Annotated in this window: 20 protein-coding genes and 1 other RNA gene; 8 read left to right on the forward strand and 13 right to left on the reverse strand. The window is 67.3% G+C overall.

Annotated features, from left to right (window positions below; translation table 11 throughout):
- Positions 1 to 8 precede the first annotated feature (8 nt).
- The 3 genes from PHLH3_RS19145 to PHLH3_RS19155 all read left to right on the forward strand — a co-directional run bounded on the left by PHLH3_RS19145 (position 9) and on the right by PHLH3_RS19155 (position 3,187).
- A complete protein-coding gene (locus tag PHLH3_RS19145) occupies positions 9 to 1,199 on the forward strand; it encodes an MFS transporter (RefSeq protein ID WP_213625391.1) in 1,191 nt (396 codons plus the stop codon).
- Between the two features lie 153 nt (positions 1,200 to 1,352).
- Positions 1,353 to 2,486, forward strand: coding sequence for a thiolase family protein (locus tag PHLH3_RS19150; RefSeq protein WP_213625392.1), 1,134 nt, complete (start codon positions 1,353 to 1,355; stop codon positions 2,484 to 2,486).
- A 131-nt stretch (positions 2,487 to 2,617) separates the two neighbouring features.
- A complete protein-coding gene (locus tag PHLH3_RS19155) occupies positions 2,618 to 3,187 on the forward strand; it encodes a TetR/AcrR family transcriptional regulator (RefSeq protein ID WP_173179366.1) in 570 nt (189 codons plus the stop codon).
- Between the two features lie 45 nt (positions 3,188 to 3,232).
- Here PHLH3_RS19155 and fabF read toward each other — a convergent pair whose 3' ends face one another.
- The 4 genes from fabF to ftrA all read right to left on the reverse strand — a co-directional run bounded on the left by fabF (position 3,233) and on the right by ftrA (position 7,343).
- Positions 3,233 to 4,507, reverse strand: a complete 1,275-nt coding sequence (gene fabF, locus PHLH3_RS19160; protein ID WP_213625393.1) for a beta-ketoacyl-ACP synthase II — start codon at positions 4,505 to 4,507, stop codon at positions 3,233 to 3,235.
- Positions 4,507 to 5,040, reverse strand: a complete 534-nt coding sequence (locus PHLH3_RS19165; RefSeq protein WP_213625394.1) for a PaaI family thioesterase — start codon at positions 5,038 to 5,040, stop codon at positions 4,507 to 4,509. The genes fabF and PHLH3_RS19165 overlap by 1 nt, the downstream gene beginning before the upstream one ends.
- 109 nt (positions 5,041 to 5,149) lie before the next feature.
- The gene (locus PHLH3_RS19170; protein WP_213625395.1) at positions 5,150 to 6,298 is read right to left on the reverse strand and encodes an acyl-CoA dehydrogenase family protein; all 1,149 of its coding nucleotides are present in this window, start codon (positions 6,296 to 6,298) and stop codon (positions 5,150 to 5,152) included.
- A gap of 76 nt (positions 6,299 to 6,374) precedes the next feature.
- On the reverse strand, positions 6,375 to 7,343 hold the full coding sequence (gene ftrA / locus PHLH3_RS19175) for a transcriptional regulator FtrA (RefSeq protein ID WP_213625396.1): 969 nt from the start codon (positions 7,341 to 7,343) through the stop codon (positions 6,375 to 6,377).
- A 98-nt stretch (positions 7,344 to 7,441) separates the two neighbouring features.
- Here ftrA and PHLH3_RS19180 point away from each other — a divergent pair, with 98 nt between their 5' ends.
- Both PHLH3_RS19180 and PHLH3_RS19185 read left to right on the forward strand, forming a co-directional pair.
- Positions 7,442 to 7,879 carry a rhodanese-like domain-containing protein gene (locus tag PHLH3_RS19180; protein ID WP_213625397.1) on the forward strand — a complete coding sequence of 146 codons (438 nt, stop codon included), beginning with the start codon at positions 7,442 to 7,444 and terminating at the stop codon, positions 7,877 to 7,879.
- A complete protein-coding gene (locus PHLH3_RS19185) occupies positions 7,873 to 8,385 on the forward strand; it encodes a GNAT family N-acetyltransferase (protein WP_213625398.1) in 513 nt (170 codons plus the stop codon). Before PHLH3_RS19180 ends, PHLH3_RS19185 begins: the two co-directional genes overlap by 7 nt.
- 24 nt (positions 8,386 to 8,409) lie before the next feature.
- Here the strand turns inward: PHLH3_RS19185 and recR are convergent, their stop codons facing one another.
- The 3 genes from recR to dnaX all read right to left on the reverse strand — a co-directional run bounded on the left by recR (position 8,410) and on the right by dnaX (position 11,647).
- A complete protein-coding gene (gene recR, locus PHLH3_RS19190) occupies positions 8,410 to 9,009 on the reverse strand; it encodes a recombination mediator RecR (protein ID WP_111263429.1) in 600 nt (199 codons plus the stop codon).
- 107 nt (positions 9,010 to 9,116) lie between these two features.
- Positions 9,117 to 9,443 carry a YbaB/EbfC family nucleoid-associated protein gene (locus PHLH3_RS19195; protein ID WP_111263428.1) on the reverse strand — a complete coding sequence of 109 codons (327 nt, stop codon included), beginning with the start codon at positions 9,441 to 9,443 and terminating at the stop codon, positions 9,117 to 9,119.
- An 11-nt stretch (positions 9,444 to 9,454) separates the two neighbouring features.
- Positions 9,455 to 11,647, reverse strand: coding sequence for a DNA polymerase III subunit gamma/tau (gene dnaX, locus PHLH3_RS19200; protein ID WP_213625399.1), 2,193 nt, complete (start codon positions 11,645 to 11,647; stop codon positions 9,455 to 9,457).
- Positions 11,648 to 11,792: 145 nt separating this feature from the next.
- Here dnaX and PHLH3_RS19205 point away from each other — a divergent pair, with 145 nt between their 5' ends.
- On the forward strand, positions 11,793 to 12,524 hold the full coding sequence (locus tag PHLH3_RS19205; protein WP_213625400.1) for a transporter substrate-binding domain-containing protein: 732 nt from the start codon (positions 11,793 to 11,795) through the stop codon (positions 12,522 to 12,524).
- A 26-nt stretch (positions 12,525 to 12,550) separates the two neighbouring features.
- Here the strand turns inward: PHLH3_RS19205 and ffs are convergent.
- Positions 12,551 to 12,647: signal recognition particle sRNA small type (gene ffs, locus PHLH3_RS19210), an RNA gene on the reverse strand.
- A gap of 104 nt (positions 12,648 to 12,751) precedes the next feature.
- Entirely contained in the window at positions 12,752 to 14,386 is a 1,635-nt protein-coding gene (locus PHLH3_RS19215; protein ID WP_213625401.1) for a methyl-accepting chemotaxis protein, read from the reverse strand.
- A 198-nt stretch (positions 14,387 to 14,584) separates the two neighbouring features.
- Here PHLH3_RS19215 and PHLH3_RS19220 point away from each other — a divergent pair, with 198 nt between their 5' ends.
- Positions 14,585 to 14,926, forward strand: a complete 342-nt coding sequence (locus tag PHLH3_RS19220; protein ID WP_280527462.1) for an HU family DNA-binding protein — start codon at positions 14,585 to 14,587, stop codon at positions 14,924 to 14,926.
- Positions 14,927 to 15,013: 87 nt separating this feature from the next.
- On the opposite strand, the gene ligA is transcribed toward PHLH3_RS19220, so the two are convergent.
- From ligA to PHLH3_RS19240, 4 genes are all read right to left on the reverse strand, one after another.
- Complete coding sequence (gene ligA / locus PHLH3_RS19225; protein WP_213625403.1) at positions 15,014 to 17,386, reverse strand: NAD-dependent DNA ligase LigA; 2,373 nt, start codon at positions 17,384 to 17,386, stop codon at positions 15,014 to 15,016.
- Positions 17,387 to 17,453: 67 nt separating this feature from the next.
- Positions 17,454 to 18,281: a cell division protein ZipA gene (gene zipA / locus PHLH3_RS19230; protein WP_213625404.1), complete on the reverse strand. Its 828-nt coding sequence runs from the start codon at positions 18,279 to 18,281 to the stop codon at positions 17,454 to 17,456.
- Positions 18,282 to 18,492: 211 nt separating this feature from the next.
- Positions 18,493 to 21,981: a chromosome segregation protein SMC gene (smc, locus tag PHLH3_RS19235; RefSeq protein ID WP_213625405.1), complete on the reverse strand. Its 3,489-nt coding sequence runs from the start codon at positions 21,979 to 21,981 to the stop codon at positions 18,493 to 18,495.
- A gap of 26 nt (positions 21,982 to 22,007) precedes the next feature.
- The gene (locus PHLH3_RS19240) at positions 22,008 to 22,667 is read right to left on the reverse strand and encodes a GntR family transcriptional regulator (RefSeq protein WP_173179342.1); all 660 of its coding nucleotides are present in this window, start codon (positions 22,665 to 22,667) and stop codon (positions 22,008 to 22,010) included.
- Between the two features lie 274 nt (positions 22,668 to 22,941).
- Here PHLH3_RS19240 and PHLH3_RS19245 point away from each other — a divergent pair, with 274 nt between their 5' ends.
- Positions 22,942 to 24,078, forward strand: coding sequence for an alkane 1-monooxygenase (locus tag PHLH3_RS19245; RefSeq protein WP_213625406.1), 1,137 nt, complete (start codon positions 22,942 to 22,944; stop codon positions 24,076 to 24,078).
- Positions 24,079 to 24,273 lie beyond the last annotated feature (195 nt).

The following is a 24,273-nucleotide window of genomic DNA, read 5'->3' on the forward strand; positions in this document are numbered from 1 at the left end:
AGACGACCATGGCCCAGTCCGCCGACACCTGCCTCGACCAACGCCACGCCCGCAGCGGCATTGCCTTGCTGGCCGCCACCCTGCTGAGCTTCCTGGCCGCCTCCAGTGCGCCCACGCCGCTGTATCCGGTCTATCAGGCGCAGTGGAGCTTCAGCCCGGCGATGCTGACACTGGTGTTCGCCATCTATGCCTTCAGCCTGCTGGCCGCGCTGCTCACCCTGGGCAAGCTGTCGGACTACCTGGGCCGGCGGCCGGTGATCCTCGCCGCGCTGTTGCTGGAGATGCTGGCGATGGCGCTGTTCATCGAGGCCGATGGCGTCGCCTGGCTGCTGGCGGCGCGGGTGATGCAGGGGCTCGCCACGGGGATGGCGACCAGCGTGCTGGGGGCGGCGCTGCTGGATCGCAACCCCGAGCGCGGGCCGCTGTTCAACAGCGTGGCGCCGCAGCTGGGCATGGCGTGCGGCGCGCTGGGTTGCGGAATGCTGGTGGAGTGGGCGCCCTGGCCGTTGCACCTGGTCTACCTGGTCCTGCTGCTGGTGTTCGCCGCCCAGGCATTGCTGGCGTGGTGGCTGCCGGAATCCATCTCGCGCCGCCCGGGTGCCATCGCCTCGCTGCGTCCGACCCTGAAGGTACCGCCCCAGGCCCGTGGGGCGCTGTGGCGCATGCTGCCGGTGAACGTCGCGGTCTGGTCCCTGGGCGGCTTCTACCTGTCGCTCGCGCCCTCGCTGATCCGCGCGGCCACCGGCTCCAACTCGGCGCTGGTGGGCGGGCTGGCGGTGACGGCTCTGACCTTGAGCGGCGCGCTGTCGATCCTGTGGTTGCGCCAGCACACGGCGCAGCAGGTGCTGCGCATCGCCACCGCCCTGCTGCTGGCGGGTGTGGGCGCCATGCTGGTGGCGGTGCAGGCCGGCTGGCTGTGGCTGTTCCTGGTGGCCTCGCTGGTTGCCGGCGGCGGCTTCGGTTCGGGCTTCCTCGGGGCACTGCGCAGCGTGATGCCGTTGGCTCATGCCCATGAGCGCGCCGGGCTGATGGCCACCTACTACGTGATCAGTTACCTGGCGTTCTGCGTACCGGCGCTGCTGGCGGGGGTATCGGCGCGCCACTTCGGATTGGTGGCGACCGCCACGGGGTTCGCGCTGGTCCTGATCGGCCTGATCCTCGTCGCATTGCGGGGCGTGTGGCGGGCCGAGCGCGCCTGAAGCAAGGGCCCCGTCCAGCCGACGATTGGATTACACCCGTAATATACAAGCGTTTGAATTACGCATATCATCCTAAGCATGCGCCTCGTCGGATCGCTCGTACCCCGGCGCTCCCGCCGGCTCCGCCCGGCCCAACCTGCAAGGACCCGAGATATGCAATCCATCGTCATCGCCGGTTTCGCCCGTTCGCCCTTCCACTTCGCCAAGAAGGGCGGGCTGATCAACATCCGCCCGGACGACCTCGCCGGCCAGGTCGTCAAGGGCCTGGTGGACCGCCTGGACATCGACCCCAGCGAGATCGAGGACCTGATCCTCGGTTGCGCCTACCCCGAGGCCGAACAGGGCATGAACCTGGCGCGCATCGTCGGCTTCCTCTCCGGCCTGCCGCAGAGCGTGGCCGGGGCGACGGTGAACCGCTTCTGCGGCTCGTCGATGACCGCCATCCACTTCGCCGCCGGGCAGATCCAGCTCGGTGCCGGCGAGGCCTTCATCTGCGGCGGCGTGGAATCCATGACCCGCGTGCCGATGGGCGGCTTCAACATCTCGCCCAACCCGCGCCTGGCCAGCGGCGAGATCCAGGCCTATATCCCCATGGGCCACACTGCCGAGATCGTCGCCGAGCGCTACGCCATCAGCCGCGCGGACCAGGAGGCGATGGCCGTGCAATCCCACGGGAAGGCGGCCGACGCGCGCCTGCGCGGCCTGCTGCAGGACGAGATCATCACCATCGAGACACCGGACGGCCCGGTCACCGAGGACGGCTGCATCCGCCCCGGCACCAGCGCCGAGGCCCTGGCCCAGTTGAAGCCGGCCTTCGGCGGCAGCGTGACCGCCGGCACCGCCTCACCGCTGACCGACGGCGCGGCGGCGGTGTTCGTCTGCACCGAGGCATTCGCCCGGCGCTGGAAGCTGGACATCCTCGCCCGCATCAAGGCGGTCGCGGTGGTCGGCTGCGCGCCGGAAGTGATGGGCATGGGCCCCCTGCACGCCACCCGCAAGCTGCTGCAACGCAGCGGCCTGTCGTTGAACGACATCGACCTGTTCGAGATCAACGAAGCCTTCGCCAGCCAGGCGCTGGCCTGCATCCGCGAGCTGGACATCGACATCGCCAAGGTCAACCTGGACGGCGGCGGCATGGCCATCGGGCACCCGCTGGGCGCCACCGGCGCGCGCATCACCGGCAAGGCGGCCTCGCTGCTCAAGCGCACGGGGGGCCGCTATGCCGTCGCCACCCAGTGCATCGGTGGCGGCCAGGGCGTGGCCACCCTGCTGGAAAGCGTCGAGTGAGGCGCCGGGGGAGGTGCGAGCGCGCCTCCCCTTTCGTCGGCCATCGGCATCGCTGGGACGGCAACTGCATACAGGCGGTGAATATGGAATTACAATCGCCATACTAACGTCCGGAATTTGAGGCCACTGCCATGCGCTACTCGGAAGACCACAAGGCCGAAACCCACAAACGCATCATCGCCGAAGCGTCCCGCCGCTTCCGTGCGGACGGCATCGATGCCACCGGCCTGCAGCCGCTGATGAAGGCATTGGGCCTGACCCACGGCGGCTTCTACGCCCACTTCAAGTCCAAGGATGCGCTGGTGCAGGAAGCCCTGCGCGCGGCGGCCAACGACGCCAGCGGCCAGTGGGCCAAGGTGCTCGCCAAGCCGGAGCCGCTCAAGACCCTGTTCAAGCGCTACCTCTCGCCGGAACACCGCGACAACCCGGACGCCGGCTGCCCGCTGCCGACCATGTCCTCGGAGCTGGGCCAGCGCGGCCAGGCCAGCCCCATCAGCGACGAGGTGGTGGGCAACCTGCTGAGGATGATCGAGAAGGAAACGGGCGACCCGCAGGAAGCGATGGCGATGGTCGCCACCATGGTCGGCGCGCTGAGCCTGTCCCGCAGCGTGGCGGACGAGGCCCTGTCCAAGCGCATCCTCGAGGATGCCTGCAGCAACCTGACCGCACGCCTGGAGGAGAAGAAAGGCGGCAAGGCCTGAGCCCGCCGCCACGATCCCCATGAGCGGCCGCAAGGGCCGCTCCATTCAGCCCATCCAGCGCCGGAACAGCGCGCTGGCATTCACCCCGCCGAAACCGAAGCCGTTCGACAGCGCGTAGTTGATGGTCATCGGCCGCGCCGCGCCATGGACGATGTCCACGCCGGCGGCGTCTTCGTCCGGTTGTTCGAGGTTCAGGGTGGGCGGCGCCACCTGGTCGCGGATGGCCAGTACGGTGAAGATCGCCTCCAGCCCGCCGGCGGCGCCAAGCAGGTGCCCGGTGGCGGACTTGGTGGCGGAAACCGCGATCCCACCCTCCTCGCCGAACACCGCCTTGATCGCCGCCAGCTCGCCTTTGTCGCCCACCGGCGTGGAAGTGGCATGGGCGTTGAGGTGCTGGATCTGCCGCGGCTCGATGCCGGCCTGGGCGATGGCGGTGCGCATGGCACGCTGGGCGCCGCTGCCGTCCTCCGGACCTGCCGTGAGGTGGTAGGCGTCGGCACTGGTGCCATAGCCCACCAGCTCGGCGATGGGCGTGGCGCCGCGTGCCAGGGCATGGTCGAGCGATTCGATCACCAGCATGCCGGCGCCCTCCCCCATGACGAAGCCATCGCGACGGCTGTCGAAGGGCCGGGAGGCCTGTTCCGGGTGATCGTTGAAATCGGTGGACAGCGCCCGGGCCGCCGCGAAGCCGGCCAGCGCCACGCGGTCGATCGAAGCCTCGGCGCCGCCGCACAGGGCGATGTCCACCTCACCGGAGCGGATCATCCGCGCCGCATCGCCGATGGCCTGCACGCTCGCGGCGCAGGCGGTCACCGGGGCGCCGATGGGGCCCTGGAAACCATGGCGGATGCTGACGTGCCCGGCGGCCAGGTTGACCAGGAAGGAGGGAATGGTGAAAGGCGACAGGCGTCGCGGGCCCCGGCTATCGGTGGTGCGCACGGCGTCGGCGATGGCACCGAAGCCGCCGATGCCGGAGCCGATCACCGTGGCGGTACGGGCCTTCTTCTCGTCGCTGTCGGCGACCCAACCGGCTTGCTGCAGGGCTTCATCGGCGGCGGCCAGGGCGAAGAGGATGAAGCGGTCCATCTTCTTCTGCTCCTTCGGCGGCGCCGCACTGTCGGGATCGAAGCCACCCTCGGGGTCTTCTTCCCGCGTCGGTACGCTGCCGCCGACCTTGGTCGCAAGATCCCGCACGGTGTCTTCGGGCAGGGCACGCAGGCCCGAGCGGCCCGCCAGCAGGCGCTGCCAGGCGGTTTCCACGCCGCAGCCCAGGGGCGAGACGAGCCCCATGCCGGTGACGACGATTCGTTGCGAGTTCATCATTTCCCTCCAAGTATCAAGCAGGTCGTGGAGCCGGTGGCGTAGAGCTTCCCGTCCACGTCATAGATGCGGCCCTCGGCCAGCGCGGTCGAGCGGCCCACGTGGATGATGCGCCCTTCCGCCCTCACCGGCCCGGTGTCCATGGTCATGGCCCGCACGTAGCTGATGCGCAGGTCGGTGGTGGTGTAGCCCTGCCCCGGCTTGACGTGCATGTGGATGGCGCAGCCCATGCAGGAGTCCAGCAGGGTCGCGGCATAGCCGCCATGCACGGTGCCCAGGGGATTGTAGTGACGGGCATCCGGAACGCCCTGGAACACGAAGCGCTCCTCTGACCATTCGATGGGCACGAAGCCCATCAGTTCACCTATCGGGGGCGAGGGCAGGTCACCCCGGCCGATGCCGTCGAAGAATTCGCGCGGGCTCAGTTGCACCACCTCGGACATGCTCAGGGTGCCGGGCTTCAGTCGCTCCAACATGGCACGCTCGGCTTCCAGCCAGGCCTGCAGCTTTTCTTCACGGCTCGATTCGCTCATGGCACTTCCCCTCTCGCTTGGCCCGGGGGCCTGACTTGGATTTCAACCATCATATAACGATGCGCCGGGCCGTGCGCAAGGCCACCCGATTGGCGCCTCGCGCAGGGGGTTAGAGCCCCATCTGCTTGCTGATGATCTCGTTCATGATCTCCCGCGAGCCGCCGCCGATGGAGAGAATGCGGTTGTCACGGTACAGGCGCTCCACCAGGCTCTCGCGCATGTAGCCCATGCCGCCGAGCATCTGCACGGCGTCGTAGGTGAGGCGATCGGCGATGTCGGTGGCGAAGTTCTTGGCCATGGAGATTTCCTTGATCACGCTCTTGCCGGCGGCCATCTTCGCCGCCTGGCGGTAGGTGAACTCGCGGGACACCTCCACTTGTGTAGCCATCTCGGCCAGGCGGTGCTTGAGCACCTGGAACTTGCCGATGGGCTTGCCGAAGGCCTCGCGCTCCCGCGCCCAGGCCAGGGACTCCTCCAGCGCCAGTTGCGCCGTCATGTTGGCCATGATGGCCAGGGCGAGGCGCTCGGATTGGAAGTTGGCCATGATACAGGCGAAGCCCATGTTCTCGACACCGATCAGGTTGGCCGACGGCACCCGGCAATCCTCGAAGAACAGTTCGGCGGTGTCGGAGGCCCACCAGCCCATCTTCTTCAGCTTGCGGCCCACGCTGAAGCCGGGGGTGCCCTTCTCGATCAGCAGCAGGCTGACGCCGCCGAAGCCATCGCCGCCGGTGCGTACCGCCACGGTGTAGTAGTCGGCGCGCACGCCGCTGGTGATGAAGGTCTTGCTGCCGTTGACCCGGTAGAAATCCCCCTCGCGCACGGCACGGGTCTTGAGGTTGGCCACGTCGGAGCCGCCGGACGGCTCGGTGATGGCCAGGGCCATGATCTTCTCGCCGGCCAGCACCTGGGGCGCGATGCGCTCGCGCAGTTCCGGGTGGCCCCACTTGATCAGCGGGGGCAGGCCTATATCCAGGGAGCCCAGCCCGGCCACCAGGCCGCCGGAACCGCTGCGCATCAGCTCTTCGCTGGCCGCCACCTTGGCGAATAGGTCACCCTCGTGGCTGCCGCCGTACTGCTCGGGATAGCCGATGCCGAGGATGCCGGCAGCGCCGGCCTTGAGGTAGAGCTCGCGGGGGAATTCCTCGGCCTCCTCCCAGTCGCCGATGTGCGGGAGGATCTCCCGCTCGACGAAGCGGCGCACCGAGTCGCGCACCAGTTGATGGGATGGATCGAAGTATTCCTGGCAAGCGGACATGGCGTGGCTCCCTGTTTGAGTCAGAGAAACTTACCGAGCGCTTGCTTGGTTTTCAAGGCGTGACATGCGCCATCGATCAGGACGTATGCGCCGCTCCGAAGCGCTCCCGATAGGCCGAAGGCGGGAGCCCGACGGCGTTGCGAAAGGCCACGCGAAAGCTCTCCACCGAACGGAAGCCGCACAGCTCGGCAATGCGCTCGCTGCCGTCGACACCGCCCTCCAGCAGCTCGCGGGCACGGGCCAGGCGTTCGTGCTGCAACCAGGCCTTGGGTGTCATGCCGGTGGCCTCGCTGAAGCGGCGCAGGAAGGTGCGCTCGCTCATGGCCACGCGGCGAGCCAGTTGGCTCACTTCCAAGGGCTCGTGCAGGTGCTGCCGGGCCCACTGCATCAGCGCCGAAAGATCGTTACGCGGAGCACGGGCCACCGGGGCGGGAATGAATTGCGCCTGCCCGCCGGCACGCTGGGGCGACATCACCAGGCGTCGCGCCACGGTGTTGGCCACCTGGGTGCCGAAATCCCGCGCCACCAGGTGCAGGCAGGCGTCGATGCCGGCGGCGCTGCCCGCCGAGCTGATCAGTTGGCCGGCATCGACGTAGAGCACCTCGGGGTCCACCTCGATGGCGGGAAAGCGCCGCGCCAGCTCCTCGGCATAGCGCCAGTGGGTGGTGGCGCGCTGGCCGTCCAGCAGGCCGCTGGCGGCGAGGACGAAGACGCCGGAGCAGATGGACACCAGCCTCGCCCCGCGTGCGTGGGCGTCGCGCAGTGCATTCAACAGCCGCTCGGGCGGGGCCTCGGCACGATCGCGCCAACCGGGGATGACGAGGGTACGGGCCTCGGCCATGCGCTCCAGTCCAGCGTCGGCCAGCACCTGGATGCCGCCCATGGCGCGCATGGGGCCGTCGTCCAGGCCGACAATGCAGTGGCGGTACCAGGGAAAATCGAACTCGGGCCGGGGCAGGCCGAAGACCTCCACGGCGATGCCGAATTCGAAGGTGCAGAGGCCGTCGTAGGCGAGGATGGCCACCAGGCCGGGGTCGTCGTTCATTTGGCGGATACTTACCAGTCGCTGTCCTGCCCGCCACTGTAGAGCAGCAAGCGCGCTGGATACAGTGGCGCCATCAAACCAACCGATGGAGAGCCACCATGCCCAGCCTCATCAGCCAGTTCCCCGCCGCCGCTCCCGATGCGGCCCTGGCCCACTTCACCCAGCGCCTGGCCTTCGAGACCGACTGCTCGGACGTGAATGCCAGCCAGCAGGCGGGCGAGATCGACTACGTGCTGGTCGATGTGCGTGGCGAAGCAGCCTACGCCGCCGGCCATGTGCCGGGCGCGATCAACATCCCCCATCGGCTGATGAGCGCCGAGTTCATGGCCGCCTACCCGCGCGACACGTTGTTCGTCGTCTACTGCGCGGGCCCACACTGCAATGGTGTCCACCGCGCCGCCGTGCGCCTGGCCGGGCTGGGTTTCGCGGTGAAGGAAATGCTCGGCGGCGTCACCGGCTGGCTGGACGAGGGGCTGAGCCTCACCGGTGCGCAAAGCCCGCAGGAAGCCCGCCCGGCGATCGCCTGCGCATGCTGAGCCCCGTGGTACGGGAGGCGCGGGCCGAGGACGCGCCCGCCCTCCTCCCGCTGATGCGCGAGCTGGCCCGTTTCGAGGATTACCTGGAGGACTTCGCCGTGGACGAGGCGCAGTTGCTGGCCCGGGCGTTCGGCCCGGAGCCCCAGTGTCGGGTGTTCGTGGCCGAGGCCGCAGGCACGTTGCTCGGCTACGCGGTGGCGCTGGAGATCGCCTTCACCTATGACCTGCGCCCCAGCGTGCTGCTCAAGGAGCTGTTCGTGGCAGCGCCGGCACGATCGCTCGGCATCGGCGAACGCCTGCTCGCGGCCGTCGCGCGATTTGCGTTGGCGCGCGGGGCGGGGCGAATGAAGTGGGATGTACTGGCGGGCAACGATGATGCCGAGCGCTTCTACCAGCGCCTGGGCGGGCGGCCGGACGGCAAATGGATCGCCTATGGGATGGGTGCGGAGGCGCTGGCGGCCTTGGCGGATGAATCCGTGCCCGAGTCGGCCGCGGCCCCGGGCTGAAGCCGGGGCTACGTGCTGCCCCGATCAGAGGCCGATGGGGCGGCGACCGGCCAGGGCGTGGGTCAGGGTGCCGCCGTCCACCAGCTCCAGCTCGCCACCCAGCGGTACGCCGTGGGCGATGCGCGAGGCGATCAGGCCCTTGGGCGCCAGCAACTGGGCGATGTAATGGGCAGTGGCCTCGCCTTCGACCGTGGGGTTGGTGGCGAGGATCACTTCGCTGAAGGCGCCGGCGTCGACCCGCGCCATCAGCTCGGGAATGCCGATGGCTTCCGGGCCCAGGCCATCGAGGGGCGAGAGGTGCCCCTTGAGCACGAAGAAACGCCCCCGGTAGCCGGTCTGTTCGACGGCGAACACGTCCAACGGCCCTTCCACCACGCACAGCAGCGAATCGTCGCGACGCGGGTCGGCGCACTGCGGACAGAGGTCGTCCTCGCTGAGGGTGCGGCACTGCTTGCAATGCCCCACGCCTTCCATCGCCGAAGTCAGCGCCTGGGCCAGGCGCAGGCCACCGCTGCGATCACGCTCGAGCATCTGCAGCGCCATGCGCTGGGCAGTCTTCTGCCCTACACCGGGCAGGATGCGCAGGGCGTCGATCAGTTGGCGGATCAGCGGGCTGAAGCTCATCGGAAAGTCTCAAAGAAGAAAGCTGGAAGCTGCAAAGAATCGGGGAAATCGTGCCAGGCCACCCGCTTCTGCTTGAAGCTTGCGGCTTGGCACTTGGAGCTATTTGATCAGAAAGGCATCTTGAAACCGGGCGGCAATTGCATGCCAGCCGTCATGCCGGACATCTTTTCCTGGCTGTTCTGCTCGATCTTGCGCACGGCGTCGTTGACGGCAGCGGCGATCAGGTCTTCGAGGATTTCCTTGTCTTCCTGCATCAGGCTGTCGTCGAGGGTGACGCGCTTGACGTCATGGCGACCGGTCATCACCACGCTCACCAGGCCGGCACCGGACTGGCCGGTGACCTCGGCATTGGCCAGCTCTTCCTGCATCTTCTGCATCTTTTCCTGCATCTGTTGGGCCTGTTTCATCAGGCCTGCCATGCCACCCTTCATCATGATGGTTGTCCTCAGCGGTCAAGGGGTTCAATGGTGTCCGGGCGAACGCTCGCGCCGAACTGTTCGATCATCTTCTGTACCAGCGGGTCGAGCGCGATGGATTCCTCGGCGTCACGCTGGCGCGCGGCGCGCTTGCGGGCGGCGGCCTGGGCGGGGGTTTCCTGCTCCGGCCTGCGCACCTCCACTTCCAGCACCAGGGTGCGCCCGTGGTACTGGTTCAGCGCATCGTTGATACGACGCTGCTGGTTGGCGTTGAACAGGGCACTCTGCGCCGGGTCGAGGTGCAGGCGCCAGACATCGCCCTCCACGGAGACCAGGGAGCAGTTGGCCGCGATGTTGCCGGTGAGGCCGCTGATGCCCAGGCGCGGGAACAGGTCCAGCCATTCGGCGGCGAGACCGGTGGCGGGTTGCGCGGCGGGTACGACCTCCGGCACGGCGACAGGCTCGGGTTCGGCGACCGGCAGCTCGTCCATGTAGGCGATGGAGTCGACATCGGCCTCGTAGTAATCGTCATAGTCGCCGGGCGGCGGCTCGTCGTCGTCCGCATCGTCGATGGCGACGGGCTCGGGAAGCGCCTGGGCGGCAACGGGCTGCGCCACGGCAAGCGGTTCGGCGGCGGGCTGCGCGGGGGGAGCGGCAATCTCCACTGCCGGAGCGGACGGCTCGATGGGCTGCTCGACCGGTGCAGGCTCGACGATCGCAGTCGCGGCCTGCGCAGGTTCGGCAGGACGCTCTTCCCACGGCAGGTCGATCACTTCGGCGGGCTGAGCGGCCTGGACCGGCTCGGCCTCTGGCTGCGGTTGCGGTTGCGGTTGCGGTTGCGGTTGCGGTTGCGGCGCAGTCTCTGCAACGGGAGTCGCCTCGGCCACAACGGGCGCAACCGGTGTTTCGACGACGGGAGCCGCAGCCACCGGCTCCGGCGCGACCGGGGTCGGCACGACGGCAGGAGGCGCAACCACGGGCTCGGCAACCGGCTGGGGAGCCGCTACCGTCGCGACGGGGGATACGGGAGCAACCGGCGCCGCGATGCTGGCGCCGGCCACTGGTGTGTTCGAGGAATCAGCCGTGGCCTTGCTGATTCCCGGGTCCTTTAGCGTGACCCTCGGGGCGCCGTCCACATCCGCTGGACGGAACGCCAGCATGCGCAGCAGCACCATCTCGAAGCCGCCGCGCGGGTCCGGCGCCAAGGGCAGGTCACGACGGCCGATCAGGCCCATCTGGTAATAGAACTGCACGTCTTCGGCAGGCAATGCCTCGGCCAGGGCCAGTACGCGATCACGGTCGCCCTGGCCGTTGTCCACTGCGTCCGGCAAGGCCTGGGCGATGGCGACACGGTGCAGCACGTTGAGGATCTCGGCGAGCACGCCGCTCCAGTCAGGGCCCTGCTCGGCCAGGTGGCGGATGGCTTCGAGCACGCCACGGGCGTCACCCTGCAGCAGCGCATGGAGCACGCCATAGACCTGGCCATGGTCGAGCGTGCCGAGCATGGCGCGCACGTCGGCAGCCAGGACCTTGCCCTCGCCGAAGGCGATGGCCTGGTCGGTGAGGCTCATGGCGTCGCGCATCGAGCCGTCGGCGGCACGACCCAGGAGCCACAGGGCATCGGGCTCGAACGGCACGTTCTCGGCACCCAGGACGTGGGTCAGGTGCTCTACCACACGCTCCGGCGGCATGTTCTTCAGGGAGAACTGCAGGCAGCGCGAAAGGATGGTGACGGGCAGCTTCTGCGGGTCGGTGGTGGCCAGCAGGAACTTCACATGGGGCGGGGGCTCTTCGAGGGTCTTGAGCAGCGCGTTGAACGAGTGCGTGGAGAGCATGTGCACTTCGTCGATGAGGTAGACCTTGTAGCGACCACGGCTCGGCGCGTACTGCACGTTGTCCAGCAGTTCGCGGGTGTCCTCGACCTTGGTGCGGCTCGCGGCGTCCACCTCGATCAGGTCGACGAAACGGCCTTCGTCGATCTCGCGGCACACCGAGCACTGGCCACAGGGCGTGGAGCTGATGCCGGTCTCGCAGTTCAGGCACTTGGCCAGGATGCGCGCGATGGTGGTCTTGCCCACGCCACGGGTACCGGTGAACAGGTAGGCATGGTGCAGGCGCTGGTTATCCAGGGCGTTGATCAGGGCCTTCAGCACATGGGTCTGGCCGACCATTTCGCGGAACGAGCGCGGACGCCATTTACGTGCAAGAACCTGATAACTCATTGAAAACCGTCGCAGCTGGGAAATCGGAAGGGGCTAATGCTAGCGGAGCAAACCGCAAATTGCATCCGATGCGAAGTGCTCTATTTTCATCGGATCAGACAAGGGGCATTGTGAACGCTCCTCCACGCCCCTACGAGGGAGCCCGATGCGCCCATTGCTGCTCTTCCCGCTGCTGGCCGCCAGCGCGCTGGCCTTGGCCGAGCCGGCACCCTTGCGTTTTTCCGCGGTGGACAGCTGGGCCATGCCGGTGGCGCAAATCGAGGGCAACGAGCTGACCGGCGGCATCCTCTTCGACATCATCCAGGGGCTGAGCCAGCATCTCGACCGCCCCCTGGAAGTCGAGGTGCTGCCGCGCACACGCGTCCAGTTGGCGCTGGAGCACGGCGACATCGACGTGCGCTGCTACGTGAGCCCCAACTGGATGGGGGACCTGGGCGTGAATTACCTGTGGAGCGAGCCGATCCTGGTGCAGCGCGACCTGCTGGTGAGCGCTCCCGACAACGCGCTTCCCGTCGACCCGCAGCGCTTGCCGGCGCAGAACATCGGCACCGTGCTGGGCTACGCCTACCCGAGCCTGCAGCAGCGCTTCGACAACGGCACCCTTCAACGGGACGACGCACGTAACCAGGGCCTGGTGCTGCAGAAGCTCGGCGCGGGCCGCTACCACTATGCGGTGAGCAGCGAGCTGGCACTGAAATGGTTCAACCGCGGCATGCCGGCAAGCGAGCGCCTGGCTGCGGTGGCGGTACTGGAGGAGGAACCCGTGGCCTGCCTGGTGCGCAATGCGCCCGAGATACCGGCGAACGAGATCGTGCGTGCACTGGCGCGCATGCGCGCATCGGGGGAGATAGAGAGAATCGTTTCGCGCTACCGGTGAATCGCAGCGCTGGGAGGTGGGGGTGACCCTACCAGCCACACCCCGGCACACAATGTTCCCGCTGTGGCTGCTTCCTTCCGGATCTGACCAGGTTCACGGGTAATCGTTGCGGGGGGACCGGCAGGGCCACCATAACGCAGCTCGCCAGATCGGCGAGCCGCGCCATTGTACCGGCTCTTCGCCAACTTACAACTGCTAAAAACATTTCCGTTACAAGCACTTGCGGCTCATACCCGGAAGCGCCCGACCAGCTTCGCGAGGCCACTGGAAAGCTCGGACAGGTGCCGGCTCGCCTGGGTGCTCTGCTCGGAGGTCTGCGCGGCTTCGTTGGACAGGTCTCGGATGTCGCTGATGTTGCGGGCGATCTCTTCGGTCACGCTGCTCTGCTCCTCGCAGGCGGTGGCGATCTGCGCGGCCATGTCGTTGATCCGCTGCACCGAGTCGCCGGTGTCCGAGAGCGCCTGGTCGACACCCGCGGCACGCTCGACGCTGTCACGGGCCTGGACGCTGCCCGAGTGCATGGCCTTCACCGCGTTCTGTACGCCGACCTGCAGGCGCTCGATCATCTGCTGGATATCCTTGGTGGAGTCCTGGGTCCTTGCGGCCAGGGCGCGGACCTCATCGGCCACGACGGCGAAGCCCCTGCCCTGCTCGCCCGCCCGCGCCGCCTCGATGGCCGCGTTGAGCGCCAACAGGTTGGTCTGGTCGGCGATGCCCTTGATCACGGCCAGCACGGCGCCGATGTTGGCGGTTTCCTGCTCCAGCGTGCCGATGGTGGTGGAGGCGCTTTCCACTTCCTGAGCGAGCTGGCGGATCGCCTTGATCGTCGCCCCCACTACCTGTGCTCCCTCGCGGGACTGGTTCTCGGCGAAGCGCGCGGCATCGGCGGCATTCTGCGCGTTGCGCGCCACCTCATGGACGGCTGCGCTCATCTCGGTGGCGGCGGTGCTGACCTGGTCGACCGCAGCGTGCTCGCTGCTGATCAGCCGATCATTGGCGGCCGCGAGCCCGGCCAGGCTCTGCGCCGAGTCGGCTACCTCGCCGGTCACCCGGCCGACCTCCCTGATCAGCGGCTGCAGCTTGTCGAGGAAGCGGTTGAAGGCATGGCTGAGCTTGCCCAGCTCGTCACGCGAGGTGACGTCGAGCCGCACCCGCAGGTCGCCGTCGCCATCGGCGATCTGTTCGATGCGCTCGAGCAGGCGGAGCAGCGGCCGGGTCACCAGGGTTGGGAAGCCGATCACAAGCACCATGCAGATGCCCAGGCCGATGACGATGATCACGCCCTGCTGCCAGCTGCGCGCCTCACCGATGGCGATCGACTGCAGCCCTTCGGCATTGGCCGCGCTGTCTTCGAGCTCGCCCAGCTTGTCGATTGCATCGCGCATGTTCTGGAACTGGCTTTCACTGTCGCCGAAGCTCAGGGCGCTGGCGGCATCCGGGTCGGACGCGGCGAGTTGGACCACCTTGAGAGAGGTGATCTTCCACTTCTCGAAGCCGCTGTCGAACTGGGCGATCAGCTGGCGCGAGTCGGCACCGGTGCTCATTTCGGCGTACTTGTGCACGCGGTCATAGGCTTGCTGCAGGTTTTCCGCATGGTCGGCCTTGAGCTGGTCGATGTGCGCCCCGGCGCTTTCATCCAGCAGGCTGCGCTCGGCGGTGAAGGCCTGATAGAGGTCACGGTCGGCATTGAGCAACAGGCTGATGGCCGGCAGGTAGCGGTTGGTCAGCTGCTTGCTGGAGTCCGCGACCTGGGACACCCCCTGCATGCCCAGGCCGCCCATCAGCACCAGGAGGACCACCAGGAGCAGGATCGGCAGGGCGATCTTCCAGCGAAACCCCAGATCGGCAAAGGCACGTAGCATGGTGGATCTCCGCGATGTCATGGCGATGTAACAGCAAGCGTAGACGGCCCGGAACGGCCTGTCGGCCCCGTCGCCCCACACCCTGGCGATGAGCGGAAACACTTCGTCGCCGGCCCGACACGGCTTTTGTGCTAGCGTGCCGCCGGCTTCGCCACCGGGCCCGCTACCATTGCACTTTCAGCGCAGGCGCGGGTCTCAATCCGCGCCGGCGATCCCGGCGCGGCAGCGAGCCGAACCCACCCCCACTGGAGCTACACCATGGCAATCACCAAAGACCAACTGATCGCAGATATCGCGGAAGCCACCGACACCACCAAGGCCGCCGTGCGCGCCGTGCTGGAACAGCTGAGCGAGATCGTCAGCGATACGCTGGAGAACAGTGATGAAATCACCCTGCCGGGCATCGGCAAGCTGAAGACCACCGAGCGCCCGGCGCGTACCGGCCGCAACCCGCAGACCGGCAAGAGCATCGAGATCGCGGCCAAGAAGGTCGTCAAGTTCGTGCCGGCCAAGGGCCTCAGCGACGCCGTGAACAAGTAAGGGATCGGCAATGAAAAGGCCGGGCGGATGCCCGGCCTTTTCATTTGCGCTTTCGGTGCGCCCTGCGCTCGCGGGAGCGCCGGCGGATCAGACCGAGACGCCCAGCCCCTTCAGCTCGGCCAGGAACGCCTCCTCGTCCAGCACGCGTACGCCCAGCTCGGTGGCCTTGGCCAGCTTCGAACCGGCGCCGGGGCCAGCCACCACGCAATGGGTACGGGCCGAGACCGAGCCAGCCACCTTGGCACCCAGGGCCTCCAGCTTCTCCTTGGCCACATCGCGGCTCATCACCTCCAGGGTGCCGGTCAGCACCCAGGTCTGCCCGGCCAGCGGCAGGCCTTCCACGACCTTCTTCTCACTCTGCCAGTGCATGCCGAAATCACGCAGCTGCGCCTCGATCCGCGCGGCGCGCTCGGCATTGGCAGGCTGGTCGAAGAAGTCGCGCAGGGATTTGGCCGCCTTCTCGTTGAGGCGCTCCACCTGGCGCAGGTCCAGCCAGTCGGCCTTGATCACGCCTTCCAGGCTGCCGAACCTGGTCGCCAGTTTCTCTGCGCCGGTGGCGGCGATGAAGGGGATGTTGAGCTTGTCGAGGAAGCCCGGGAGAGTGGCGCAGGCGGCGAACTCGGGGCTGAGGTCGCCTTCCTCCTGCAGCACGACACCACGGGCCAGCAGGTCGTCGATGACCTTGAGGTTATGGGCGTCGCTGAAGAAGTTGTGGATCTCGAAGGCGACCTCCAGGCCCACGTCAGGCAGGTAGGTGAGCACCTCCGGCAGCGCCTGGCGGATGCGCGCCAGGGAGCCGAGGGCGCGGGCCAGCAGCTTGGCAGTCTCCTCACCCACATCGGGAATGCCCAGGGCGTAGATGAAGCGCGCCAGGGTCGGCCTGGCGCTGTCCCGGATCGCCGCCAGCAGGTTTCGGGTCGACAGGTCGGCGAAGCCTTCCAGCGCCACCACCTGGTCGTAGGTCAGAGTGAACAGGTCCGCTGGCGATGCGACCAGCCCGGTATCCACCAGTTGCTCGACGATCTTGTCGCCCAGGCCTTCGATATCCAGCGCACGGCGGGAAGCGAAGTGGATGATCGCCTGCTTCAACTGGGCGCCACAGGCCAGGCGGCCAACGCAGCGGTAGACCGAGCCCTCGCTGGTGGTTTCCTTGCCCTTGGCACGCTTGACCAGTTGCGTGCGCTCCACGGCGGAGCCACACACCGGGCACCGCTCGGGCACATGCACCTCGCGGGCGTTCTCGGGGCGGCGCTCGAGCACGACCTGCATCACCTGGGGGATCACGTCACCCGCACGGCGGATGATCACGGTGTCGCCGATCTTCAGGCCCAGGCGCGCGACCTCGTCCATGTTGTGCAGGGTGGCATTGGCCACGGTGACGCCGGCCACCTTGACCGGCTTCAGCCGTGCCACCGGGGTGACGGCACCGGTACGGCCGACCTGGAACTCCACGTCCAGCAGCTCGGTGAGCTCCTCCTGGGCGGGGAACTTGTGGGCCAGCGCCCAGTGCGGGGTGCGGGCGCGGAAGCCCAGCTGCTGCTGGTCCTCGATGTTGTTGACCTTGAACACCACGCCGTCGATGTCGTAGGCCAGGCCCATGCGGCGTTCGCCGATGTCGTGGTAGTAGGCCAGGCAGGCTTCAACCCCCTTGGCCAGCTTCAGCTCGCGGCTGATGGGTACGCCCCAGGCCTTGAGCTGCTCAAGCATGCCGACCTGGGTAGCCGGCAGCTCGCCGCTGACCTGGCCGATGCCGTAGCAGCAGAACTCCAGCGGGCGGCTGGCGGTGATGCGCGGGTCCAGCTGGCGCAGGCTGCCGGCCGCGGCGTTGCGCGGGTTGGCGAAGGTCTTGCCGCCGCTTTCCGCCTGGCGCGCGTTGAGCTCCTCGAATCCGGCCTTGGGCATGTACACCTCGCCGCGCACTTCGAGCACGGCGGGCCAGCCCTCGCCCTTGAGCCTGAGCGGTACGTTGCGGATGGTGCGCACGTTGGCGCTGATGTCCTCACCGGTGCTGCCATCGCCCCGGGTGGCGCCGCGCACCAGCTGGCCGTCGCGATACAGCAGGCTGACCGCCAGGCCGTCGAGCTTGGGCTCGCAGCTGTATTCCACCTCGGCGCCACCGCCGAACAGGTCGCCGGAGGAAAGCCCCAGGCCGCTCTGCACGCTGCGGTCGAAGGCGCGCAGGTCTTCTTCCTCGAAGGCGTTGCCCAGGCTGAGCATGGGCACCTCGTGGCGCACCTCGCCGAAGGCGCTGAGGGCTTCGCCGCCCACGCGCTGGGTGGGCGACTCCGGCGTCACCAGCTCGGGATGCTCGGCCTCCAGGGCCTGCAGCTCGCGGAACAGGCGGTCGTATTCGGCATCGGGCACGCTGGGTTCGTCCAGCACGTAGTAGCGGTAGTTGTGCTCATCCAGTTCGGCACGCAATTGGTGGATGCGCTGGGCGGCAGTCTGGGCGTCGGTCATGGTTCGTGCTCTTTTCTATGCAAACGAAAAGAGCAGCCTGAGCTGCTCTTTCGATGGATCCTGTGGTTCAGCGCTTGTGAGTCAGGCTGCGGCGCTCGAACTCGACGATGCGCTGGCGGTAATGCTCGATCGTCTGCGCGGTCATCACGCTGCGCTGGTCGTCCTTCAACTCGCCGTTCAGTTCCTGGGACAGCTTGCGGGCCGCAGCGACCATCACGTCGAAGGCCTGCTTCGGATGACGCGGGCCGGGCAGGCCGAGGAAGAAGCTGACCGCACGGGTGCTGAAATGGTCGATGTCGTCCAGGTCGAAGGTGCCGGGCTTGACGCCGTTGGCCATGGAGAACAGCACCTCGCCGTTGCCGGCCATGCTCTCGTGGCGATGGAAGATGTCCATCTCGCCGAAGCGCAGGCCGCTTTCGAGAATGTTCTGCAGCAGGGCCGGGCCCTTGAAGCCGTCCCCGTCGCGGGCCACCACGTTGATCACCAGCACTTCCTCCACCGGAGGCAGTTCCTGGGCGGGGGCGTGGGCCTTGCCGTTCTTGGCGCCCTTGGCTGGAGCAACCTCGTCGACCGGATTGAGCAGGGTCGGCACCGGCTCGTCGAGGTTGAGGTCACCCTGGTGAGGCTCGCTGCCACGGCGCTTATTCAGCTCCTTGGCACTCATGGGCGGCAGGTCTTCCTCGTCCAGCGAGGGCTCCTGATGGCGTTCCTTGACGCGTACCGGACCGACCAGGGCGGGGTCCTCCTCGTCGTCCGGGAGGTTGGAGAAACTACGATCGAGCTTGAACTTGAGTTTTCCCTTGCCGCCGCTCATGCGGCGCCAGCCATCGAACAAAATGCCGGCGATTACGATGATGCCGATGACGATCAGCCACTCGCGCAGACCGATATCCATTAATCCTGTGTCCCCTGGTCAAAAAATATTCTGATGATGGTGAAGAAAGGACATCCGGTCCTCTGAAAACGTGGCGCCCAACTCCATGTTCTGAATGGCGTTTTCCACGTGCGACAAAATTGGGCATTAAGCTAGCACGGCCAGCCCAGCAGAGAAACCTCTGATAGAGGCTTCACGGCCCTCCGGGCGAAAAGGTTGCACCCCCGCCCGATCAGGCCTCTACGAGGGAAAGAGCCTCCTCGACGTCCACCGCGACCAGGCGCGAGCATCCCGGCTCATGCATGGTCACGCCCATCAGCTGATCGGCCATTTCCATGGCGATCTTGTTGTGGGTGATATAGATGAACTGGACCTTCTCCGACATCTCCTTCACCAACCTTGCGTAACGTCCGACGTTGGCATCGTCGAGTGGCGCGTCCACTTCGTCGAGCATGCAGAACGGCGCGGGGTTGAGCTGGAAGATGGCGAATACCAGGGCCAGCGCGGTGAGCGCCTTCTCGCCACCGGAAAGCAGGTGGATGGTGCTGTTCTTCTTGCCCGGCGGCCGCGCCATGATGGCGACGCCGGTATCCAGCAGGTCTTCCCCGGTCAGTTCCAGGTAGGCGTGGCCGCCCCCGAAGACCTTGGGGAACAGCGCCTGCAGGCCGGAGTTGATCTGGTCGAAGGTCTCCTTGAAGCGGTTGCGCGTCTCCTTGTCGATCTTGCGGATGACGTTCTCCAGGGTCTCCAGCGCCTCCACCAGGTCGTCGTTCTGGGCATCCAGGTAGCGCTTGCGCTCGGATTGCTGCTGGTACTCGTCGATGGCCGCGAGGTTGATCGGCCCGAGGCGCTGGATGCGCGCCGCGAGGCGTTCGAGTTCTTCTTCCCAGGCCGCTTCGCTGGCCCCTCCGGGGAGCGTCGCGAGCACGCCGTGGAGGTCGTAGCCGTCCTCGTGGAGCTGGTCCTGCAGCGTCTTGCGACGCACGCTCAGGGCCTGCCACTCCATGCGCTGCTGCTCCAGCTGGCCACGCAGCAGCTGCGACTGCTGCTCGGCCTGGGTGCGACGCTTCTCGGCATCGCGCAATTCACGGTCGGCATCTTCCAGGGCCAGGCGGGCGAGCTTGAGCTCTTCCTCCACGCCCATGCGCCGGTCGAGCAGTTCCTCGAGTTTCATGCGCAGCTCTTCCAGCGGAGCGGTGCCCTCCTCCAGGTTCAGGCTGAGCTGTTCGCGACGCTCCTCGAGGCGCTCGAACTGCAGGCTCAGGCGCTCCAGCGCCTGGCGCGTGGAGTCGTGCTGGGCGCGCAGCGAGCCGACGCGCACAGCCAGTTGGTGAGCGTGGTCCTTGTGCTGACGGGCCTCCTGGCGGATTCGGTCGAGGCGCTCGCGCAGGTTGTCGCGCTCGGCGAGCAGCTTCTCGCGCTGCTCGGTGTCGGTTTCCATCGCATCCAGGGCGTCCTGCAGGGTCAGGCGCGATTCGCCGAGCTGCTCGTGCTCGATGGCGCGCTGCTCGTCCAGTTCGGCCAGCTCGGCCTCCAGGCGGCGGCGACGCAGGGTGAGCTGCTCGACCTTGGCCTGCTGGGCGGACAATTGCGCTTTGAGCTCACCGAGACGACGGGATTCGTCCTGCGCGCGGCGACGCTGCTGCTCGCGGCTTTCCTCCTGCTGGCGCTGGTGGTCGCGCAGCTGTTGCAGGCGCTCCTCAAGGGCTTCCAGGGCAGCCTGCTGCTCGTCGCGCTCGCCGTGCAGGCGCTCCAGTTCCTGGCCGCGGGCCAGCACGCCGCTCTCGGCTTCGCTGGCACGGCGCACCCGCAGGAAATTGCGCCCGACCCAGTAGCCGTCACGGCTGATCAGGCTCTCGTCGGCAGCCAGCGTCGCGCGGGCGGCCAGGGCCTGGTCGAGGCTGTCCACGGGTCGCACCCGCGCCAGCCAGGGCGTCAGGTCGACGGCGGATTCGACCTTGTCCAGCAGGCTTCCGGGTACTCGGGCACCGCCGTTGCCGGCGCTCGCCAGGCGCAGGTCGCCCTGGGTGAAGCCACTCAGGTCGAGGGTGTCGAAATCATCCAGCAGCACGGCTTGCAGGTCGGCGCCGAGCACGGTCTCCACCGCCAGCTCCCAGCCCGCTTCCACGCGCAAACCCTCGGCCAGGCGCGGGCGCTGGTCGAGCCGCTGGTCGCGCAACCATTCGGCGGTGCCGGTGCCGGGGTCGAGCGCGGCCTGCTGCAGGGCCTCGAGTGAGGCGATACGGCCGTTCAAGCGCTGCAACTCGCCCTGGGCGCGCTGCTGGGCCTGGGTCGCCTGCTGCAGCTCCTCCCGCAGTTGCTCCAGGCGCTCGACCTGGGCCTCTTCGGCGGCCTGCAGCTCTTCCAGTTGCAGCTCGCCGGTGGCGAGCTGTTCGCTCAGTTCGAGAATGGCAGCGTCTTCCGGATCAGCCGCGAGCTGGGCGCGCTCGTCGTTGAGGCGACGCTCGCGCTCCAATAGGCGTTCCAGGCTCTGTTCCAGCTGCTGGATGCGTGCCTGCTGCACTTCGGCCTGGCGGCGCGGCTCGGCGCTGCGCTGGTTGAAGCCGTCCCATTGCTCCTGCCAGGCGTGCATGCCGGTCTCGGCTTCCTCCAGCTGGGCGGCGGCCTCTTCGGCGGCGGCGGCGCTGACTTCCTGCTCGGGCGCGAGCATCTCCAGCTCCTCGCCGAGGGTCGCCAGCAGGGTGCGATCGTGGCCGAGGTGGGATTCGGTTTCCTGGCGGGCACGTTCGGCGTCACGCAGGTCGTCCTGCAACTGGCGCAGGCGCTGCTGGCCGTGCTGGATGCTCTGCTCGACCCGGGCGATATCGCCCCCCACCGAGTAGAAGCGACCCTGGACCAGGTTGAAGCGCTCGGACAGCTCGTGGTGGCCGTCGCGCAGGCGCTCGATACTGGCGTCGGCGCTGCGCTGCTCGGCTACCAGCGCTTCGAAGCTGACTTCCTGGCTGCCGATCACCGCTTCGCGCTGGCCCACCTGCTCGTTCAGCGCCTGCCACTTGAGGGCGGCGAGCTGGGCGCGCAGCTGGCGCTCCTCGGCCTTGTATTCCTGGTACTTCTCGGCGGCCTGGGCCTGGCGGTGCAGGCGTTCGAGCTGGCGCTCCAGCTCTTCGCGCAGGTCGGTGAGGCGCGCGAGGTTCTCGTGGGTGCGGCGGATGCGGCTCTCGGTCTCGCGGCGGCGCTCCTTGTACTTGGAGATGCCGGCGGCTTCCTCGATGAAGTTGCGCAGGTCCTCGGGCTTGGCCTCGATCAGCTTGGAGATCATCCCCTGCTCGATGATCGAGTAGCTGCGCGGGCCGAGGCCGGTGCCGAGGAAGATGTCGGTGATGTCGCGGCGCCGGCACTTGGTGCCGTTGAGGAAGTAGGTGTTCTGCCCGTCGCGGCTAACCCGGCGGCGGATGGAGATCTCGGCGAAGGCCGCGTACTCGCCCACCAGGGTGTTGTCGGAGTTGTCGAAGATCAGCTCGATGCTGGCCTGGGCCACCGGCTTGCGGGTGTTGGAGCCGTTGAAGATGACGTCGGTCATCGACTCGCCGCGCAGGTTCTTCGCCGAGCTTTCGCCCATCACCCAGCGCACGGCGTCGATGATGTTGGATTTGCCGCAGCCGTTGGGGCCGACGACCGCGGCCATGTTGCTGGGGAAGCTGACCGTGGTCGGGTCGACGAAGGATTTGAACCCCGCCAGTTTGATGCACTTGAGCCGCATCCCTGCCTCCCTCGGTCAGTGAACCGTCAGCGCCCGGCCAGCGCGGCGAGCACCAGCTGGCAGTTGTGCTGGCCGTAGGCGAGCAGTACGTCGCGGATACGCGCCGGCTCGCGGGCGATCACCGCCTGCAGCAGGTCGGCGAAGGCGAGCATGAACTGGGCCATCTCGCCTTTGCGCTGCTCCAGCGCCAGGTGATAGGTGCGGCTGATGGCCGGCAGCAGGTTCTCCACCGTCTCTTCCAGGTAGGGGTTGTCGGCGAAGGGATAGGCGGCACGCATGATGTCGAAGCTGGCGTCGACGAAGTTGCCGATGTCGTGCTCCTTCAGGCACTCCTCCAGGCGCAGCTGGATGGCGCGGAAGGGCGCGAGGTCGTCATCGGTCCGCCAGCGCTGGGCCACGGCATTGGCCAGCAGGATGTACATCTCCATCATCAACGCATAGAGGCTCTGCACGTGATGAGGGGTGAGCTCGGACACCTGCGCCCCGCGGCGCGGGAGGATATTGATCAGGTGGCGACGCTCGAGGATCAGCAATGCCTCGCGCACCGAGCCGCGGCTGACGTTGAGGGACTGGGTGACCTTCTGTTCCTGAATCCGTTCGCGGGCCTTCATCTCGCCGCGGATGATGCGCTCGGCGAGGTGGTGGGCGATCTGTTCGGCGAGGCTGTCCGGTGCCTTGAACGTCATGGTTTTCCTTCGGTCATGGAGGCTGGGGATGTCCGTAAGGCGCCCTCGGCGATAGCTCCGGCGTTGGCGAAAGCCCGGGAACGCAGCAGCTACAAGGGTTTGCGGCCCGCAGCGGAACGCTGCAGGGGGCGAAGTGTAACACAGGGTGTTACCCCGCAAAGGTGACATCAAGCGGGCATTCAGACCTAAAGGTCGGTCGCCGGGCGGGGCTGGGAGGCGCACGATTGTCTGACAATCTTACAAGAACCCATCCACCTCGACGCGGAGACCACCCATGTTCGAACGCCTGCCTTCCAACTGGATGCTCGCCCTGAAAAAGGTCGGCTACTGGATCTGGCTGATCCCGGTAGCCGGGATCCCCATGAGCTTCTATTGGTCGCTGGACAGCAGCCATCCCAATGCGTGGCCCTGGCTGGTGATCACCGTGGTCTTCGGGGTGATCCCGATCCTCGACGCCATCGTCGGCCGCGATCCGGCCAACCCCGACGAGGCCGAGCAGGTGCCGGAGATGGAGCGCCAGGACTACTACCAGGTGCTCAGCCTGGCCACCGTGCCGCTGCTGCTGGGCATGCTGGCCTGGAGCGGCTGGGTCTTCATCCACCACGAGGACTGGAACTGGGTCGGCCGCCTCGGCTGGCTGCTCTCGGTGGGCACCGTGATGGGCGCCATCGGCATCACCGTCTCCCACGAACTGATCCACAAGGACCCGAAGATCGAGCAGAACGCCGGCGGCCTGCTGCTGGCGGCGGTGTGCTACGCGGGGTTCAAGGTCGAGCATGTGCGGGGCCACCACGTTCATGTGTCGACGCCCGAGGACGCCTCCTCCTCCCGCTATGGCCAGAGCCTCTACGCCTTCCTGCCCCACGCCTACAAGCACAACTTCCTCAATGCCTGGCAGCTGGAGGCCGAGCGCCTCAAGCGCAAGGGCCTGCCTGCACTGCATTGGCGCAACGAGCTGATCTGGTGGTACGCCATCAGTGCAGCCTTCACCGCAGGGTTCGGCCTGGCGTTCGGCTGGCTCGGCGTGCTGTTCTTCCTCGGGCAGTCGGCCATGGCCTTCACCCTGCTGGAGATCGTCAACTACGTGGAGCACTACGGCCTGCACCGGCGCAAGCTGGAGAACGGCCGCTACGAGCGGACCAGCCCGGCACACTCCTGGAACAGCAACTTCCTGCTCACCAACCTGTTCCTCTTCCACCTGCAGCGCCACTCGGACCACCACGCCTACGCCAAGCGCCGCTACCAGGTGCTGCGCCACTTCGACGACAGCCCGCAGCTGCCCAACGGCTACGCGGGGATGATCGTCCTGGCACTGATCCCGCCGCTCTGGCGCGCGGTGATGGACCCCCGCGTCCGTGCCTACTATGCAGGCGAGGAGCACCAGCTGACGGAGTCGCAACAGGCCGCCTGACCCCTTCCCCGCCCGACCTTTCGACCGACGCCCCCGCATGGGGGCGTCGGCGTTTCTACACTTGCAGATGACTGGCACGGATTAAGCAACTTTGCCGTGCCAGAGCGGGCGCGCCGGCCTCATGGCCCATTGGCGTGAAGATTTTCTGACTTTTGAGTCAAATATTTATTGACCAGAAAGTCAGGGGATTCTAAA

Source organism: Pseudomonas sp. Pc102 (assembly GCF_018408275.1).
In the GTDB taxonomy this organism is placed as follows: domain Bacteria; phylum Pseudomonadota; class Gammaproteobacteria; order Pseudomonadales; family Pseudomonadaceae; genus Metapseudomonas; species Metapseudomonas tohonis.

Excerpts from the sequence above, each read along its gene's own strand:
- fabF (WP_213625393.1), bottom strand. The coding sequence starts at position 4,507 with ATGAACTCGCAACGAATCGTCGTCACCGGCATGGGGCTCGTCTCGCCC.
- PHLH3_RS19150 (WP_213625392.1), top strand. The coding sequence starts at position 1,353 with ATGCAATCCATCGTCATCGCCGGTTTCGCCCGTTCGCCCTTCCACTTC.
- PHLH3_RS19195 (WP_111263428.1), bottom strand. The coding sequence starts at position 9,443 with ATGATGAAGGGTGGCATGGCAGGCCTGATGAAACAGGCCCAACAGATG.
- PHLH3_RS19165 (WP_213625394.1), bottom strand. The coding sequence starts at position 5,040 with ATGAGCGAATCGAGCCGTGAAGAAAAGCTGCAGGCCTGGCTGGAAGCC.
- PHLH3_RS19205 (WP_213625400.1), top strand. The coding sequence starts at position 11,793 with ATGCGCCCATTGCTGCTCTTCCCGCTGCTGGCCGCCAGCGCGCTGGCC.
- PHLH3_RS19185 (WP_213625398.1), top strand. The coding sequence starts at position 7,873 with ATGCTGAGCCCCGTGGTACGGGAGGCGCGGGCCGAGGACGCGCCCGCC.
- smc (WP_213625405.1), bottom strand. The coding sequence starts at position 21,981 with ATGCGGCTCAAGTGCATCAAACTGGCGGGGTTCAAATCCTTCGTCGAC.
- ftrA (WP_213625396.1), bottom strand. The coding sequence starts at position 7,343 with ATGAACGACGACCCCGGCCTGGTGGCCATCCTCGCCTACGACGGCCTC.
- dnaX (WP_213625399.1), bottom strand. The coding sequence starts at position 11,647 with ATGAGTTATCAGGTTCTTGCACGTAAATGGCGTCCGCGCTCGTTCCGC.
- ligA (WP_213625403.1), bottom strand. The coding sequence starts at position 17,386 with ATGACCGACGCCCAGACTGCCGCCCAGCGCATCCACCAATTGCGTGCC.
- zipA (WP_213625404.1), bottom strand. The coding sequence starts at position 18,281 with ATGGATATCGGTCTGCGCGAGTGGCTGATCGTCATCGGCATCATCGTA.
- PHLH3_RS19215 (WP_213625401.1), bottom strand. The coding sequence starts at position 14,386 with ATGCTACGTGCCTTTGCCGATCTGGGGTTTCGCTGGAAGATCGCCCTG.
- PHLH3_RS19155 (WP_173179366.1), top strand. The coding sequence starts at position 2,618 with ATGCGCTACTCGGAAGACCACAAGGCCGAAACCCACAAACGCATCATC.
- PHLH3_RS19240 (WP_173179342.1), bottom strand. The coding sequence starts at position 22,667 with ATGACGTTCAAGGCACCGGACAGCCTCGCCGAACAGATCGCCCACCAC.
- PHLH3_RS19170 (WP_213625395.1), bottom strand. The coding sequence starts at position 6,298 with ATGTCCGCTTGCCAGGAATACTTCGATCCATCCCATCAACTGGTGCGC.
- PHLH3_RS19180 (WP_213625397.1), top strand. The coding sequence starts at position 7,442 with ATGCCCAGCCTCATCAGCCAGTTCCCCGCCGCCGCTCCCGATGCGGCC.
- recR (WP_111263429.1), bottom strand. The coding sequence starts at position 9,009 with ATGAGCTTCAGCCCGCTGATCCGCCAACTGATCGACGCCCTGCGCATC.
- PHLH3_RS19145 (WP_213625391.1), top strand. The coding sequence starts at position 9 with ATGGCCCAGTCCGCCGACACCTGCCTCGACCAACGCCACGCCCGCAGC.
- PHLH3_RS19245 (WP_213625406.1), top strand. The coding sequence starts at position 22,942 with ATGTTCGAACGCCTGCCTTCCAACTGGATGCTCGCCCTGAAAAAGGTC.